Source organism: Flavobacterium chungangense LMG 26729 (assembly GCF_000735715.2).
GTDB lineage: Bacteria > Bacteroidota > Bacteroidia > Flavobacteriales > Flavobacteriaceae > Flavobacterium > Flavobacterium chungangense.
On record NZ_JASY01000002.1, the window covers coordinates 747,993 to 765,959 of the forward strand.

At 33.0% G+C, this 17,967-nt stretch carries 14 protein-coding genes; 13 read left to right on the forward strand and 1 reads right to left on the reverse strand.

The features are described from left to right. Nucleotides 1-22 precede the first annotated feature (22 nt). The 13 genes from sov (at nucleotide 23) to JE46_RS06455 (ending at nucleotide 16,489) form a co-directional block, all read left to right on the forward strand. Nucleotides 23-7,291: a T9SS outer membrane translocon Sov/SprA gene (sov, locus tag JE46_RS06395; protein WP_031454430.1), complete on the forward strand. Its 7,269-nt coding sequence runs from the start codon at nucleotides 23-25 to the stop codon at nucleotides 7,289-7,291. A gap of 85 nt (nucleotides 7,292-7,376) precedes the next feature. Further along, nucleotides 7,377-7,757 carry a glycine cleavage system protein GcvH gene (gene gcvH / locus JE46_RS06400; RefSeq protein WP_031454431.1) on the forward strand — a complete coding sequence of 127 codons (381 nt, stop codon included), beginning with the start codon at nucleotides 7,377-7,379 and terminating at the stop codon, nucleotides 7,755-7,757. Beyond that, nucleotides 7,750-8,133: a VanZ family protein gene (locus JE46_RS06405; RefSeq protein WP_031454432.1), complete on the forward strand. Its 384-nt coding sequence runs from the start codon at nucleotides 7,750-7,752 to the stop codon at nucleotides 8,131-8,133. The genes gcvH and JE46_RS06405 overlap by 8 nt, the downstream gene beginning before the upstream one ends. A gap of 117 nt (nucleotides 8,134-8,250) precedes the next feature. Then, on the forward strand, nucleotides 8,251-8,994 hold the full coding sequence (gene deoC, locus JE46_RS06410) for a deoxyribose-phosphate aldolase (protein WP_031454433.1): 744 nt from the start codon (nucleotides 8,251-8,253) through the stop codon (nucleotides 8,992-8,994). Beyond that, nucleotides 8,994-11,132 carry an energy transducer TonB gene (locus JE46_RS06415; protein WP_157505880.1) on the forward strand — a complete coding sequence of 713 codons (2,139 nt, stop codon included), beginning with the start codon at nucleotides 8,994-8,996 and terminating at the stop codon, nucleotides 11,130-11,132. The genes deoC and JE46_RS06415 overlap by 1 nt, the downstream gene beginning before the upstream one ends. A 155-nt stretch (nucleotides 11,133-11,287) precedes the next feature. Next, the gene (gene cyoE / locus JE46_RS06420) at nucleotides 11,288-12,190 is read left to right on the forward strand and encodes a heme o synthase (protein WP_031454435.1); all 903 of its coding nucleotides are present in this window, start codon (nucleotides 11,288-11,290) and stop codon (nucleotides 12,188-12,190) included. A gap of 2 nt (nucleotides 12,191-12,192) precedes the next feature. Continuing rightward, nucleotides 12,193-12,780: a cytochrome c oxidase subunit 3 gene (locus JE46_RS06425; RefSeq protein ID WP_031454436.1), complete on the forward strand. Its 588-nt coding sequence runs from the start codon at nucleotides 12,193-12,195 to the stop codon at nucleotides 12,778-12,780. A gap of 42 nt (nucleotides 12,781-12,822) precedes the next feature. Then, nucleotides 12,823-13,809: a cytochrome c oxidase subunit 3 gene (locus tag JE46_RS06430; protein ID WP_031454437.1), complete on the forward strand. Its 987-nt coding sequence runs from the start codon at nucleotides 12,823-12,825 to the stop codon at nucleotides 13,807-13,809. An 18-nt stretch (nucleotides 13,810-13,827) separates the two neighbouring features. Continuing rightward, nucleotides 13,828-14,178 carry a cytochrome C oxidase subunit IV family protein gene (locus tag JE46_RS06435; RefSeq protein WP_031454438.1) on the forward strand — a complete coding sequence of 117 codons (351 nt, stop codon included), beginning with the start codon at nucleotides 13,828-13,830 and terminating at the stop codon, nucleotides 14,176-14,178. A gap of 78 nt (nucleotides 14,179-14,256) precedes the next feature. Continuing rightward, nucleotides 14,257-14,913, forward strand: coding sequence for a hypothetical protein (locus tag JE46_RS06440; protein WP_031454439.1), 657 nt, complete (start codon nucleotides 14,257-14,259; stop codon nucleotides 14,911-14,913). Nucleotides 14,914-14,924: 11 nt separating this feature from the next. Then, nucleotides 14,925-15,614: an SCO family protein gene (locus JE46_RS06445; RefSeq protein ID WP_031454440.1), complete on the forward strand. Its 690-nt coding sequence runs from the start codon at nucleotides 14,925-14,927 to the stop codon at nucleotides 15,612-15,614. Nucleotide 15,615: 1 nt separating this feature from the next. Further along, nucleotides 15,616-16,197: a DUF420 domain-containing protein gene (locus tag JE46_RS06450; protein ID WP_031454441.1), complete on the forward strand. Its 582-nt coding sequence runs from the start codon at nucleotides 15,616-15,618 to the stop codon at nucleotides 16,195-16,197. After that, entirely contained in the window at nucleotides 16,190-16,489 is a 300-nt protein-coding gene (locus JE46_RS06455; protein ID WP_078227271.1) for a hypothetical protein, read from the forward strand. Before JE46_RS06450 ends, JE46_RS06455 begins: the two co-directional genes overlap by 8 nt. Before the next feature lie 14 nt (nucleotides 16,490-16,503). Here JE46_RS06455 and JE46_RS06460 read toward each other — a convergent pair whose 3' ends face one another. Next, a complete protein-coding gene (locus JE46_RS06460) occupies nucleotides 16,504-17,910 on the reverse strand; it encodes a DUF4403 family protein (protein ID WP_031454443.1) in 1,407 nt (468 codons plus the stop codon). Between the last annotated feature and the right edge of the window lie 57 nt (nucleotides 17,911-17,967).

Here is a 17,967-nt window from a genome sequence, read left to right on the forward strand (position 1 = left end):
TTACTATTAAGACTTGAATTGTATGCGTAAAATTTTACTTTTTTTACTGGTTTTATTTTGTGGCAATGCTTTGCATGCTCAGGTAAATCCAACAATTCAGGATACTACAAAAACAGGATTTTCTGTAGGTAAATTAGAGCTTGAGAATCCTCCAAGTATACTTACTGCATACAGATATGACCCTATCACAGATCGGTATATTTATTCGAGTACAGTAGATGGTTTTTCGATTAATTATCCTCTTGTTTTAACTCCAAAAGAATACGAAGATTTACTTCTAAAAGAATCAAGAAGAGATTATTTTAGAAAAAAAATGATTGCTGTTGATGGTAAAAAAGCCGGGAGCGAAGAAGCTAAAAAAGATTTATTGCCAAGATATTATGTTAACTCGAGCTTTTTTGAATCTATTTTTGGGAGTAATACAATTGATGTAAAGCCTACTGGTTCAGTTGAAATGGATTTGGGATTGCGATATAGTAAGCAAGACAATCCGTCATTTTCTCCAAGAAACAGATCAAGCCTCACTTTTGATTTTGATCAAAGAATTAGCATGAGTCTGATGGGGAAAGTAGGGACCAGATTAGAGGTAAATGCCAACTATGACACTCAATCTACATTTGCCTTCCAAAACTTATTCAAACTTGCCTATACGCCCACAGAAGACGATATTGTGCAAAAAGTAGAAGTTGGTAATGTTAGCATGCCATTAAATAGCACTTTGATTCGTGGAGCGCAGAGTTTGTTTGGTGTTAAAGCACAATTGCAATTTGGAAAAACAACCTTTACAGGAGTTTTTTCTGAGCAAAAGTCACAAACAAAAAGTATAGTAGCTGAAGGAGGTGGAACAATTCAGAATTTTGATTTGTATGCACTGGATTATGATAACGACAGGCACTTCTTTTTATCACAATATTTTAGAAATAAATATGATGCTTCATTAAGAAATTATCCTTTTATTGATAGCAAGGTTCAGATTACAAGGTTGGAGATTTGGGTAACAAACAAGCAAAATCGTGTGAGTACAACAAGCAATAACTTGCGAAATGTTATTGCACTTCAGGATTTAGGAGAAGCTCAAATCACAGGAATTCCTGACAATGAAATTGTAGTGACAACATCCGCAAATCTTTTTGTCAAGCCTATAGATTCACCAACCGATAATGGTAATAACAAATATGATCCGGCAGCTATTGGTAACGGAGGATATTTGAATCAGAATATTAGAGAAATTGTAACAGCAAAAAATGGTTTTAATAACCCGGACGACCCTAATATTACTGAAGGTAGAGATTATTCGGTATTAGAAAACGCAAGAAAGCTAACGTCTACAGAATATACATTTAATCCTCAGTTAGGTTATATTTCCTTACAGCAGCGCTTGGCTAATGATGAAATTTTAGCAGTTGCTTATGAATATACTGTCGGTGGGGAGATATATCAGGTAGGAGAGTTTGGGAGTGACGGGGTTGATGGTACAGTTGTAACAGGAAGTGCTCAGAATAATAATCAGGCTGTTATTACTCAAAGTTTGATTTTGAAAATGCTGAAAAGTAGTTTGACAAATGTTAATAATCCAGTATGGAATTTGATGATGAAAAATATCTATCAAATACCGGGTGCTTATCAGATAAAACAGGATGATTTTAGATTCAATATTCTTTACACAGATCCTTCACCTATCAATTACATTAAGCCGGTTGACGGAACTACTTTTCCAACAACTTTTCCTGTTACAGATACGCCGTTATTGAAAGTTTTTAATTTAGATAAATTAAATTACAATAACGATCCGCAAGCCGGAGGTGACGGTTTCTTCGATTATCTTCAGGGAATCACTTTTGATGCTCAAAACGGACGTATTATTTTTACTACCAAAGAGCCTTTTGGAAAGTTACTATTTGATAAATTAAATACGGGAACAGCGGGAGAAAATTATGACATACCTTCTACTTATAACGCGAATCAAAAGAAATATGTGTTTCAAAGCATGTATAAGACAACACAGTCAGGTGCTTTACAGGACAGCGATAAAAACAAGTTTTTATTAAGAGGAAAATATAAATCATCAGGCAGCGATGGAATTCCTATTGGTGCTTTTAACGTTCCGCAAGGTTCAGTAGTCGTTACCGCTGGAGGAAGAGTTTTGGTTGAAGGAATTGATTATAGTGTCGATTATCAGTTAGGAAGAGTGCAGATTTTAGATGCATCTTTACAGGCGTCCAATACACCAATAGAGGTTTCCTTAGAGAATAATTCGGTCTTCGGTCAACAGACCAGAAGGTTTATGGGAATCAATATTGAACATAAAATTTCTGATAAATTTGTTATTGGTGGTACGTATTTAAAAATGACCGAAAAACCGTTTACTCAAAAATCGAGTTATGGTCAGGAATCTGTAAATAATACGATTTTTGGATTTAATGGAAATTATTCAACTGAAATTCCATTTTTTACAAGATTAGTAAATAAACTACCTAACATAGATACAGATGTTCCTTCCAATCTTTCGATAAGAGGAGAAGTAGCTTTTTTAAAGCCTGATGCCCCAAAAGCAAGCGATTTTGAAGGAGAAGCAACAATATATGTAGATGATTTCGAGGGGTCACAGTCAACCATTGACATGCGATCTGCTTATGCCTGGAGTCTGGCTTCAACACCATTTATTAATGATTCAAATGATAATACTTTTGGAGCTTCTAATACTAATTTGGACTATGGCTATAAAAGGGCTAAACTGGCATGGTATTCTATAGATCCAATTTTTTATACCCAAAAACCATCCGGAATATCAAATGACGATTTGTCTTTAAATACTACCAGAAGAATTTACAGCAAAGAATTATATCCTAATACCGATATCGCTCAAGGACAATTACAGGTAATTAATACGCTTGATTTGAGTTATTATCCTTCAGAGAGAGGGCCGTATAACAATAATCCAGATTTTGGGACAGATCCGGTAAATGGTAATTTTGGCGGAATTATGCGTTCTTTAAATTCAACCAATTTTGAGCAAAGTAATGTAGAGTTTATCCAGTTTTGGATGTTGGACCCTTATTATGAAGGAAATGGCGCAGTCCAGCCTTCCAATACGGGTAAAATTTATTTTAACTTAGGAGAGATTTCAGAAGATGTTTTAAAAGACGGAAGAAAGCAATATGAAAACGGATTGGGACCTGATCAGATATTAGTTACACCTAAGCCAATTTGGGGGGATGTTCCTGCTTCTCAATCACTAATTTATGCTTTTGATAATAATGCAGGAAACAGGACTAATCAGGATGTAGGTTTGGATGGTTTGCCAGATTCTAAAGAATCTACAGTTTATACTAACTATGCAGCAGCAGAAGATCCTGCAGCAGATAATTATACTTATTTTTTAAATTCAGACGGAGGCGTTCTGGACCGTTATAAAAAATACAATGGCGTTGAAGGAAACTCCGCTGTGGACATAAACAATGCTAACAGAGCATCTACAACACTGCCTGATGTCGAAGATATTAATCGGGATAATACCATGAATACTATTAATGCTTATTATGAGTATAGCATAGATATGAAGCCAGGTATGGCTGTTGGACAAAATTATATTACTGATGATCGAATAGTAAATGATGTTCCATTGCCTAATGGTACAACTACTACAGCAAGATGGATTCAGTTTAAAATACCGGTTTCAGAATATAAAAATAGAATTGGTAGTATTTCAGATTTTAGATCTATCCGTTTTATGAGAATGTTTATGACTGGATTTAACGATCAGATTACGGTACGTTTTGGGGCATTGGATTTGGTTAGAGGTGAATGGAGAAGGTTTGATGGTACTCTGGATGCAGCTGATACAAACCCTAAGGATGACGGAACTGTTTTTGAAGTACAGGCAGTTAATATTCAGGAAAACAGCACAAAATCTCCGGTAAATTATGTTATGCCGCCAAATGTTCAAAGGGAACAGCTGTTTAATAATAATACTGTAATTAATCAAAATGAACAGTCATTAGCATTACGTGTATCAGGGAACGGTTTGGAAGAACAGGATTCAAGGGCTGCTTTTAAAAATGTAAGTCTTGATATGCGTCAGTACAAAAAACTGAAGATGTTTCTTCACGCTGAATCATTAAAAGGAGAGGTTGTTCTTGATGATAATGAAATGGTTGCATTTATTCGTTTTGGAAATGATTTTACAGAAAACTTTTATCAGATTGAAATACCATTAAAAGCAACTCAATTTATTGAAAACGGTCCTACCGATATAAATCCGGATTTGGTCTGGCCGGCAGAAAACGAAATGAATTTGGCTCTTGCTCTATTGACTAAAATGAAAATTAAGGGAATGAGTGTTGATATGAACTCTCCTAAGCGAGATATCAACGGAATTTATTATCCGGATAATGATCCTGATTTAATTTTAGAAGGCGGTGATGGCGACAGTAAATTAAAACTGGGGATAAAAGGTAATCCTAATTTTGGTTTAGTCCGAAATTTAATGGTAGGAGTTAAAAATGATAATAGTGGTGGTATTGGTAATGCTAATGAAAAGAAGATAAAAGGGGAGGTTTGGTTTAATGAACTTCGATTATCTGATATGGATAACAAAGGCGGTATGGCTGCCATTTTAAGCATTGATACCAACATGGCTGATTTTGCTACAGTTTCGGCAACAGGGCGAAAAAGCACCATTGGTTTTGGATCTATTGAAGAAGGAGCAAATGAAAGGGATCGTGAAGATATCCAGCAGTATAATATTGTTACGAATTTGAACTTAGGAAAATTATTGCCGCCGAAATGGGGTATAAATCTTCCATTTAATTATGCAATCGGTGAAGAAATAATTACACCTGAATATGATCCTTTTAACCAGGATATTAAATTGGAACAGTTGTTAAACGAAACAACAGATCAGACTCAAAAGGATATTTACAAAAATAGAGCAATAGATTATACCAAGCGAAAAAGTATTAATTTTATTGGCGTTAGAAAAGACAGATCACAAGAGCAAAAACCACATGTTTATGATGTAGAGAATTTTACTTTTTCTCAATCCTACAATCAGGTGGAGCGTCATGATTATGAAATAGAGGAATATCAAGACCAAATGTCAAATTCATCTGTAAACTATGCTTATACGTTTCAGCCAAAAGAAGTAGTGCCTTTTAAGCAGACTAAATTCATGAAAAAAAGTGAGTATTGGAAACTGTTAAGTGATTTTAATTTTAATTACCTGCCTTCTAATATTTCATTCAATACAAACATAATAAGACAGAGCAATAGCCAACAATTCAGGCAGGTACAAGATGTGCCGGGAATTGGCTTGGAAACTCTTTACAGAAGAAACTTTGCGTATAATTATCAATATGGATTTGGATTTAATTTGACTAAATCTTTAAAACTAAACTATACAGCTTCATCAAATAATATTGTCAAAAATTATCTGAATGATGATAATACCCCAAAAGACGATTTTAATTTTTGGGATGATTATTTTAATATTGGAATACCAAATCAACATACACAGCAATTAATCTTAAATTATGATATCCCAATCAATAAATTACCGATTTTTAGTTTTGTAAAAGCAAATTATTCCTATACCGCTGATTATAACTGGCAACGTTCTTCATCTGCGATGTCTGGACTTGAAGTAGAAAATCCTGATGGATCGATTACAGTCAATAATCTGGGAAATACGATTCAAAATGCAAATTCAAATACGCTAAATACAACTTTTAGTATGACAACGTTGTACAAGTATTTGGGATTAACGCCAGGAGCAAAAAAGGCTGCTAAGCCAAAAGCTACAACAGTTCCAAAACCTGGAGAGAAAATAGTAAATACCAATAAAACAGTTGCAACGAGCAGACCTTTTTATGATGGGTTGATTGGTGTTTTAACGAGTGTAAAAAATATTCAGGTAAATTATACAGAGAATAGTGGTACCGTTTTACCCGGCTATACACCAAGTATTGGATTTTTAGGAACGTCTAAGCCAAGTTTAGGTTTTATTTTTGGAAGTCAGGATGACGTACGTTACGAATCTGCTAAAAACGGCTGGCTGACCACTTCGGATAAGTTCAATCAAAATTTCACACAAGTAAATACTAAGGCATTAAAGGTAACGGCTAATCTTGATTTGTTTCCGGATTTAAAAATAGATTTAACAATGGACAGATCTTATTCTGAAAATTCTTCAGAACAGTATAGTGTTACCAATGGTCAATATGAATCTCTGTCGCCTTATACATATGGAATGTTCTCAATTTCAACTGTATTAATTAAAACAGCATTTTCTGCAAGTGATGAAAATGTATCAGCAGCTTTTGATGATTTTAGAAGTAATCGTTTGATTATAGCAAATCGTCTTGCAGGAGATTATTACGGAGCTGATGCAATTCCGAGATATGGTGACGCTGCAAACCCAATCCCAGCACCTTCTACAGATCCGAATAGCGATCCTGAAAAAAGTAAGAGAGATCTCTATACAGCAAATGCAGGATATCCTATTGGATTTGGAAAAAGTAATCAGGCTGTTTTATTGCCTGCCTTCTTAGCTGCTTATTCTGGAACGGATGCCTCAAAAACTTCTACAGGAATTTTTAGAAATTTTCCTATTCCAAACTGGAGTATAAAATATAATGGATTGATGCGTTACAAATATTTCAAAGACAGGTTTAAACGCTTTTCTTTGCAGCACAATTATCGTGCTTCCTATACGATTAATCAATTCAGATCTAATTTTGATTATAATGAAAATCCAGATGGCACGGATGTAAATGGTAATTTCTTCAATAAAACGATCATGTCAAATGTGAATTTGGTTGAACAGTTTAGTCCGTTGGTTCGTGTTGATTTTGAATTAAAAGGATCTTTAAGAGTGCTTACGGAAGTTAAAAAAGACAGAGCTTTATCAATGAGTTTTGATAATAATTTATTGACAGAAGTAAAAGGTATTGAGTATGTTGTTGGTTTAGGATATCGTTTTAAAGATGTTATTTTTTCATCCACTTTAGCAGATAATCCTACCGGAATTATAAAAAGCGATATTAATATCAAAGCAGATTTCTCTTATAGAAATAACCAGACTCTGGTTCGATATTTGGATTATGACAATAATCAATTAGCAGCCGGTCAAAATATATGGTCATTAAAACTTACTGCTGATTATGCATTCAGCAAGAATCTTACTGCCATATTCTATTATGATCATTCGTTTTCGAAAGCAGTAATTTCGACTTCATTTCCGTTAACAAACATTCGATCAGGGTTTACACTTCGATATAACTTCGGAAATTAATTTTGTGATTCTAAACTAATTTTTATTAGAAGATTGTTACATTTGTGGCTCTAAAATTAAATTATCAATTTTCAAACATACTATTATGAGTATACCAGCAAATTTAAAGTACACAAAAGATCACGAATGGGTTAGCATCGATGGAGATGTTGCAACTGTAGGAATTACTCATTTTGCTCAAAAAGAATTAGGCGATATTGTGTATGTTGAAGTAGAAACTTTAGATCAGACATTGGATAAAGACGAAGTTTTTGGAACTGTTGAGGCTGTAAAAACGGTTTCGGATTTGTTTTTACCTTTAACTGGAGAAATCATTGCTTTTAACGAAGATTTAGAGAGCACACCTGAAAGCGTAAATTCTGATCCATACGGAGCCGGATGGATGATTAAAATAAAAATTGCTAACGCTTCAGAGATTGACTCATTGTTATCAGATGAAGCATACAAACAACTGATAGGTGCCTAAACAATTGCTTTTATTGTGGGCTATAGTTTGCTCAGGAATCATTACCTATTTTTGTCTTACAGACTCAAGTAATATCCCGGCAGTAAGTTTTCCCAGTATCGATAAAATAGTACATTTTTGTTTTCATTTTGGATTTACAATTTCGTGGATCTTGTTTTTTAAAAAAGAATTCAAAGGAAAGACAACAGATGATTATAAAGTGTATTTGATTTCGTTTATATTTTCAGTTTTTTTTGGAATAACTATCGAAATACTGCAAGGTGTTTTTACTAAAACAAGAGCAGCAGATGTAACGGATATTTTAGGTAATGCAATTGGGGCTACAGCGGCTGTTTTTACGGCAATAGCTTTTAAAAAGCAAATCGATAAAATATAAAATATTAATTCCCACTTCGGTGGGTTTTTTATTTTCAATAAGGCAAGCTTAAAAAAAGTATGTCATTTTTTTGAATTTTAAATGTATTTTTGTTGCAATTCTTGTAATTTTAAAATCATGAATGTTAACCAGTATTTAGATTCCACTTACTTAAAAACAGCATCTCAAGCCGGTCTTTCGGAAACAGAAAATGAGATTGTGGTTAAAAATGTAATTGCTGAAGCTATCGTCGAAGGTTTTAAACTGGTTATGGTTCGGCCGGAATATGTGACTTTAGCTAAACAAATGATTTTAAAAGCCAATTCTAATCTTGATGTTGGTACTGTTATAGATTTTCCTGAAGGCAAATCTGATATTGAAACAAAAATCAGGGAAGCAAATGAAGCAATAGCGAATGGTGCAGATGATCTTGATTTTGTTTGTAATTACGAAGCGTTTAAAAACGGAGATGTTCAATTAGTAAAACAAGAGATTTTAATAGCCACGCAAATAGGATTAGCAAATAATAAAACAGTTAAATGGATTATAGAAGTGGCAGCATTGAATGAAAAAGAAATTATTCAGCTTTCTTCTTTGATAAAAAATATTGTTATTTCGAATTTTAAAGAGGAAGAATATACTTCGGTTTTTGTAAAATCATCAACTGGTTTTTATAAAACTAAGGATAACTCTCCAAATGGTGCAACTATTTCTTCAATAATTATGATGTTGGAAAATGCTTCACCTTTGCCAATAAAAGCTGCCGGAGGTGTTAAGTCATATGAGGAAGCAATAGAAATGATTCGTTTAGGAGTTAAACGTATCGGAACTTCATCTGCTAAAGCAATTGTAAATGGAGAAAATACCACAAATCAATACTAATGAAAATCAAAAATATTTTGAATAAAAGTTTTTTAACTTTGTGTCTGGCATTATCATCATTTGTTGTTTTAGCTCAGGAAACAAACCGATCTTCTGTAAAGGCAGGTTTTGCAGCTGAGCAGCTTCCTGTTTTTCCTAATTGCGAAAATTTGGTATCTAAACAATTAGAAAATTGTTTTTACAAAGAAGTTCAGGATTTTGTATATGAGAACTTTCAAATTCCTGAGAATTTAAAACAGACAAATTATAAAGGTGAAGTTAAAGTGTTGTTTGAAGTTGATACAAATGGTTCTTTTAAAGTGATTTATATCAATGCAGTAAATGATGATTTAGCTAAAGAGGCTAAACGCGTTTTTAGTAAGTTTCCTAAAATCAAACCTTCCACATATAATGGTGTTGCAACCTATTCTAAATATACTATTTCAATAGATTTGCCATTAAAAAGTTCAGAGCAAATCGCAGCAGAGGCATTAGCTGCTGCAGAAATTTTAAAGCCAATAGAAAAGCCAATGACAGAATTGGATAGTATTGTGTATAAAAAATACAACAACCCAGAATTCCAAAGTCATTTGAATATTCCTCTTTCGCATAGTTATTATGCGCAATTTGATGGAGCAATGAATCAGGTTGGCAGTAATAATCATACTGCATCTAAGCCCTATACGTATGCTGAAGTTTCAAAATATTATAATTTAAAAGCGGTAAACGAATCGCTTCAAAAGAAAACTTCAGGCTGGCTAGGAAGAAAATGGTGGAATGAAAATATGGTTCAGATTCAGGGTGAAGATTATTGGTTAGCTTTGAATCCTATTGTTGATTTGCAAATGGGTAAGGCTTCGGACTATGATGGTTCTACCTATGTAAATACCAGAGCTATTAATTTTAGAGGAGGTGTAGGAAAGCAAATCAATTTTACAACTACAATTTTTGAAAGTCAGGGAAGATTTGCCGGTTATTTTAACGATTATGCGAACTCTTTAAAACCTTCGGGAGGGAATCCTGCTATAATTCCAGGTATGGGTATTGCGAAAAAATTTAAAACAGATTCTTATGATTTTCCTTTGGCCGAGGCGAATATAACCTATACTCCAAGTAAATTTTTCGATTTTCAATTGGGCTATGGAAGAAATTTTATTGGTGATGGGTATCGGTCATTGTTAGAAAGTGACGGAGCAAGTCCATATCCTTATTTAAAAATTAATACTACGTTTTGGAAAATAAAATATACCAATACATATATGTGGCTCAAAGATGTTCGTCCAGGTGTTACGGTAGATAAAACGTATGCATCAAAATATATGGCCAACCATTATTTGAGTTGGAACGTTTCAAATAAACTGAATTTAGGTTTTTTTGAATCTGTAGTTTGGACAGATAGTAATAATAGAGGTTTTGATGTGAATTTTGTTAATCCAATTATTTTTTATCGTTCTGTTGAGTTCGCTTCGTCATCAAAAAGTGGAAATGCTCTTTTAGGGTTTACATCTAAATACAAATGGAGTAATCAGATTAATTTGTATGGGCAGTTTTTAATCGATGAATTTTCATTTGGAGATGTAAAAGGGGGAGATAATAGTTGGAAAAACAAATTTGGTTACCAAATAGGGGCTAAATATTTTAACGCTTTTAAAGTAAAAGATTTGCTAATGCAGTTAGAGTATAATCATGTGCGTCCGTATGTGTATTCCCATAGTGCGGTAATAACAAATTATGGTCATAATAATCAAAGTCTTGGTCATCAATGGGGTGGTAATTTTAATGAATTAATTGCAATAGCACGTTACCACAAAGGCCGTTATTATGCTGATGCGAAGCTAACAATTGGAAAAAGAGGGTTTGATTTTGATACAACAGAAGATGGTTATAATTATGGAGGAAATATCTATAAAAGTTATGAAGAAAATCGCCCGTATGATTCTGGTGTAAAAGTAGGTCAGGGTAATAAAACCAATATTTTTATCGCTGATATTCAAGGAGGATATCTTATAAACCCTATGACTAATTTAAAGCTTTTCGGAAGTTTTATTTACAGAAATTTTGATCCAATGCAGAATACTGCAGCTACTTTTTCACAAAATACAACCTGGTTTACTGTAGGACTGCGTTCAGATGTATTTAATTGGTATTTTGATTACTAATATTTAATAAGATTTTTCGAGGAAATTGTGTTAAAGATTTAAAAGTCCTTACTTTATAAAGGTTTTATTAGAAAAATCTAATTTTATAGGTCAAAATTCTATAATCTAATTTGTACATTTGCACCACTTAAAAAAATACACAAACAATTACGGTATTGAGCGCTACTAAAAATACAATTTCACTTAAATCAATATTTCTGGATTTCAAAGAGATTACCAAAGCTGGTTTAGCAATTAGTGTTTTGTTTTCTTCGATTGCGGGATATTTGTTAGGTGTAAATAGTGAGAATCCTTTTCAATGGAGCGTTTTAGCTGCGTTGATGGTTGGAGGTTACTGTATGGTCGGGGCTTCAAATGCTTTTAATCAGGTAATCGAAAAAGATATTGATTCTTTAATGGATCGTACCAAAAATCGTCCGGTTCCTTCAGGACGCATGACTCCAAAAGTAGCTTTATTTGTAGCAAGTTTATTGACAATTATTGGTGTCGTATTGTTGTATACAATAAATGCAAAGTCGGCAATGTTTGCTGCAATATCTATATTTTTGTATACAAGTCTTTATACGCCTTTAAAAACGGTAACTTCATTATCTGTTTTTGTTGGAGCTTTTCCGGGCGCAATTCCATTTATGTTAGGGTGGGTGGCAGCAACAGGAGAATTTGGAATAGAAGCCGGTACATTGTTTTTAATTCAGTTTTTCTGGCAATTTCCGCATTTTTGGGCTATTGGCTGGTTTTTGTATGAAGATTATGAAAGGGCTGGAATCTTTATGCTTCCAACAGGAAAAAAAGATAAAGGAACAGCTTTGCAGGTAATGCTATATACGATATGGTTAATCATAGCTTCTTTATTGCCGGTTTTAGGGTATACAGGACAATTGTTTGTTACACCTATCGCGGCAGTTGTGGTTTTTTTATTGGGATTATGGATGTTGTTTTATGCGGTGCGATTATATCAGTTGCGGACTTCTAAGGCTGCCAGAACATTAATGTTAGTTAGTGTTTCTTATATTTCTTTATTACAGATTGTATATATAGTAGATAAATTTTTAAGATAGTTATGGAAATGACAATGAAAATAAGTGAAGAACAAGTGCAAAAATCAAAGTCGGCAAAGTTGATTTTATTGTTCGCAATGGTAAGTATGACAATGATGTTTGCCGGATTAACAAGTGCTTTTGTAGTTAGTAAATCAAGAGCAGACTGGTTGAAGGATTTTCAGATGCCAACTGCCTTTTATTGGAGTACATTGGTTATTATTGGTTGTAGCGTTACTTTTTATTTAGCTAAAAAAGCAATTGAAAAAGGAAATAGAAGTGCCACTTCTGCATTTCTTTTATCAACATTTGCTTTGGGAATTGCTTTTGTAATTTTACAGTTCAGAGGCTTTGGACAAATTATCGAAAGCGGGTATTATATGACAGGACAAGGTAGTTCGATTACTACAACTTTCCTTTATGTTATTGCTCTTATGCACCTCTTGCACTTAGCAGGCGGATTAATTTCACTTTTAATTATAATTTATAATCATTTTAAACAAAAATACAATTCGAGTCAAACTCTTGGTATAGAACTAGGTGCAATGTATTGGCACTTTCTGGACTTATTGTGGGTATTATTATTTTTATTTTTATATTTCTTTAAATAAGAAAAAAACGTAAATTTGTGAACTTTTTAACGAATATCTTTTATGGAAGCGACAGTTACTACTGCAAATAACGACGAAAAAACTTGGGGAGGCGGAGAGCATATCCAGCCATTAGGAGCAAGTTATGGTAAAATGATGATGTGGTTTTTTATCGTATCAGATGCCTTAACATTCTCTGGATTCCTGGCTGCTTATGGTTTTTCAAGATTTAAATTTATTGAAACCTGGCCTTTGGCTGATGAGGTGTTTACTCACTTCCCGTTTATGCACGGTGTTTCGGCTCCGATGTATTATGTAGCCTTAATGACTTTTATTTTGATTTTTTCATCTGTAACAATGGTTTTGGCTGTTGATGCAGGTCACCAATTAAAGAAAACAAAAGTTGCTGTATATATGTTCTTAACTATTATTGGAGGTTTAATTTTCGTTGGTTCTCAGGCCTGGGAATGGAAAAACTTCATTAAAGGGGAATATGGTGCAGTTGAAACTGCTGGAGGAAGTTTATTGCAGTTTGTTGATGCAAACGGTAAAAGAGTAGCTTTGGCTGATTTTGCAGTAAAATTACCAGAGCAAAGAGAGGCTTTGACAAGAAGCCACGCAACCTGGTTTGTTGAAGATGCTGAAACACAACCAACATATACTGTTGCTGAAGTTCAGGCTGGTTTTAAAGCGCATCCTGAATTATTAATCAGAACAGAACAGCTTACTGATAAAAAGAAGAAAACAGTACTCACAAGGGTAGAGTCTGAGTCTCGTTTAGGTACTGCAAAATATGTAGTAGAAGGAGCAAACCTGACAAGAAACGAATACGGAAGTAAATTATTTGCTGATTTCTTTTTCTTCATCACAGGATTCCACGGATTCCACGTATTTTCGGGAGTTATTATTAATATCATTATTTTCTTTAATGTGTTATTAGGTACTTACGAGAAAAGAAGAAGCTATGAAATGGTAGAGAAAGTTGGTTTATACTGGCACTTTGTCGATCTGGTTTGGGTATTTGTATTTACAGTTTTCTACTTAGTTTAATTTTAGATTTTAATTATTATGTCACACGAGCACGTATCAAATACAAAAAGAATCTGGTTTGTTTTTGCATTACTATCAGTAGTAACTACAGTAGAAGTTATTTTGGGTATTTTAAAACCTGAATCATTAGAATTTAATCATTTTGTTGGTTTGAACTTGTTAAACTGGATTTTCTATATTCTTACAATTTTCAAAGCATATTATATTGTATGGGCATTTATGCATATGGAAGGTGAGAAAAGTAGCCTTAGATGGTCTGTTGTTTCACCGGTTATCTTCCTTGTTTTATATTTATTGTTTATTCTCTTAACAGAAGGAAATTATATTTATGGGGTTTTTAAAGATTCTACTATTAAATGGAATTTTTAACATGATATTAATTCGAAAAGAAGCTCCGTTTAACGGAGCTTTTTTTATTTTTGTACCTCATTAACTTCCATTGTAACAATGAAAAAAAATATAGTTCTTTTTTCGCTTTTTGTATTGCCAATTGTTGCCTATTTGTTTTTTGCTTCTGGCGTGAATAGTTTTACTACACTTCCTGTAATTACTCCAAAAATTGCTGATTTTGGAAATTGGAAATCTTTAGATAATAAAAAAGTTTCTCTTAATAAAAAAATTACTGTTTTAGGATTTTCAGGATCTGATATTTTAAGCAACCGGGGAAATTATTTTAATTTAAATGAAAAAATTTACAAACGTTATTATGGTTTTGAAGATCTTCAATTTGTAATAGTTTGTCCAATAGGTAAGGAAAAGGATGCTCAAAAAGTGGTTGATGCACTTAAACCTTTTACGGATGTTAAAGGGTGGAATTTTATTTTTGCTCCTCCTGCTCAAATTGAAGCTTTTTATAATCAATTACATTTAAAAGGTAAACTAGATCAAAATCTGGGAACACCTAATGTTTTTATTGTTGATAAAGAAAGAAATCTTAGAGGTAGAAAAGGGGATAACAAAGACAAAAAAGAGGAATATAAAGAAGGTTATAGTACTTTTCATCCGTCTGAATTAAGCAACGAAATGCTGGATGATTTTAAAATAATTTTGTACGAATACCGTGCAGCTCTTAAAAAAAATCATAATGCTACTAAACAACTATAAATTAGAACTGTATGTTTAAAAATAAATCTTATATCGGAATTTCGTTTATCATTTTAATTTTCGGAATTTATGCAGTACCTAAAATTGTAGACAGGATAAAAAATGGCGAAGTCATAAAAGGGGACCGCTTGGATAATGTAGATCAGAAAACTTCAAAAGCAGATACAAAATTAGTAAAAATTGGTGTCGCTCCTAAGTTTGAATTAACTAATCAGGACAATATTAAAATTTCAAATGAAACTTATAAAGGTAAAGTTTATGTATTAGAGTTTTTCTTTACTACGTGTCCGTCGATCTGCCCAAAAATGAATCTGAGTATGCTGGAGATTGAAAAAACTTTTTTTGGGAATCCTAACTTTGGCATTGTTTCTATAACTATTGATCCAACTCATGATACTGCAAAAGTTTTAAAAGAGCATAGAGAGCTATTAGGTGTTAAATCATCTACATGGAATTTTCTTACCGGAGATAAAACAACTATTATGGATTTATCCAATAAAGGATTTAATTTGTATGCGGGAGAGAATGCGAAAGTAAATGGTGGTTTTGAACATTCCGGATTATTTGCATTAATTGATAAAGACGGGAATATTCGTTGTCGTAAGGATGATTTCGGAAATCCAATTTTATATTATGACGGCCTGGATAAAAAAGGCGTTAGAGACATTCAGCAGGATATTAAAATATTATTAGAAGAATAAAATGGAAGATCATTCATTAGAAAAAAAATTCAATAAAATTATAGCTATAGTTTCTATTTTAATTCCAACTGTAGTAGGTGTTTTATTTGCTGTTAAATTAAAAGACTTCGGAATTAATGTTGAGCCCCTTTCGTTTTTACCCCCAATTTATGCCACTACAAATGGCATTACTGCTGTGGTTTTAGTTTTGGCAGTAATAGCAATTAAAAATGGTAAACAAAAGCTCCATCAGCGTTTAATGACTTTTGCTATTGCTTTGTCACTAGCTTTTCTGGTTATGTATGTAGCGTATCATATGACGGCTGAGTCTGTAAAATTGGGAGACCTAAATCATGATGGAATTGTTGATGCTGTAGAAAAAGCAAAAGTGGGAGCTGTTAGATTTTTGTATTACTTTATTTTAGGAACTCATATTATATTATCGGTTGCTATTATTCCGTTGGTCTTAATTAGTTATGTGAGGGCTCTTGGACAACGTTTTGACAGGCATAGGAAAATAGCCAGAATAACTTTTCCGCTTTGGTTATATGTTGCCGTAACAGGTGTTGTGGTTTATTTAATGATTTCTCCTTATTATGCTTAACATACAAAATAGGATAACGAATAAAGAAAATAGAATAGCGTATAGAAGTATAGCTGCGAGTTTGGTCTCAAAGAAATATTTCTATATTCTATTTTCTATATTTTTTTCTCTTACTGCAAATGCTCAATGTGCAATGTGTCGTGCTGCTCTTTCGGGAGAATCAAACATTAAAAAAGCTGAGGCAGTAAATGATGGAATCGTTTATTTAATGGTAATTCCGTATTTGCTTGTTGCTATAATTGGATTTTTAATTTATAGAATGTATCAATCAAAAAGCAAAAAGACCGAATGAATCCGGTCTTTTTTTTATTTTAATCCATCAACAGAGACATTCACTGTTCCGTTGATCTTGATAAATGCTATAATGGCCTGATTGGTTAATTGTATTTTGTCAAACTGTATATCTTCCATTTTTCCGTTAATAAAAACACCTGGCATTGGGGAGTAATTTTTAAGATAAGTGGCCATACTTTTTTTACCTTCTTCTAAATTAGGCTGTATTGAATATCGACAGCTTTCTTCCATTTTTTTCAGAATATAGCTTTGAGCCAGCCAGTTTGCAGTTCGTATTAATTTACTTTTCGTATCTAAAACATAATCCAGTTTATCGAAATAAATTTCTTTAGTCTGTGGGTTATATTGGGGAAAACCGTTTAAATAGATGGTTCCGTTTACATATCCTAAAACCTCAAGAGCAATTACCATTTTTCCGTCTTTATGCCAAATTTCAACGTTTTTTACGGTAACTTTTTTACTTCGGGTTCCAAATTCCTGTCCCGCAAAATTTTTAGTCATGATTTTTGAAGCCTCAACATAACTTGATATAGCAGCGATATTAGTTGCAATTTGATTTGGAATTTTGGCTATCGGTTTCAAAACAATTTTAGAGCTATTAAACTTAGATTCAGGTTGTTTTCCAATCAAAGTTTCCATATTGCACTTCATTCCCATATTCAGTAAAAACAAATCGTTTTTGAGTTTTACATTAGTCGAATATACTTCTACCGGAACAATTTGAAGCCAGCTTTCATAAGTTTCGTTCATTTTCAAAGGCGTGCAGATTTTTTCTAAAGCTGATAAAACATTTGGCTTAAAATCCATTGATTCTTCGATTGCCGAATCTATACTTTGTTCAATTTTTGATTTAAAAATAGAAATTGCCGGATTTACTAAATAAGTGATAGGCATGTTTTTTCCAAAAACAGTCATGGTTGGACTTTCGTTCCAGTCAAGAGATTTAAATTCTGTTTTTGTGTTTAGTTTCCAGTTTGTTAAGTTGGCTTCACTTGACAAAGTAATTACACCATTCAAGTTGAATTCACGTGTGTCGTAAAGTTCGACTCCTAACTTCTTAGTTCCAATTCGATATTTAATATTTGCTTTTAAAGGCAATATGGTTTTTATCTTTTTATCTGCGTTTGCCGGATCATTTTGAATTTTGATTGGAGCTTGTTTCCAGATTTTTATTTCGATGTCATCATCCTCAATATTATTATCTTCGAAAATCAATCCGTTTAAAAGTGTGTTGGTTTGATTTTCAATATCTTTTAATTTTACAGTGATCGGTAAATTAATAAAAGATGGATTACTGTCATAAATTAACGGACTAGCATCATCTGGTTCAGGTTTTAATGTGGCCAGTTTTTTAGATGTAGAACAGCTAACCAATAATGTTAAGGTTATACAAAGAACTGAAAAAGAAAGAAATTTCATGTGAAGGTTTTTAGTGGGTCAAAATTAAGAAAACTTTTATATTCTTTGAAAAAAGTG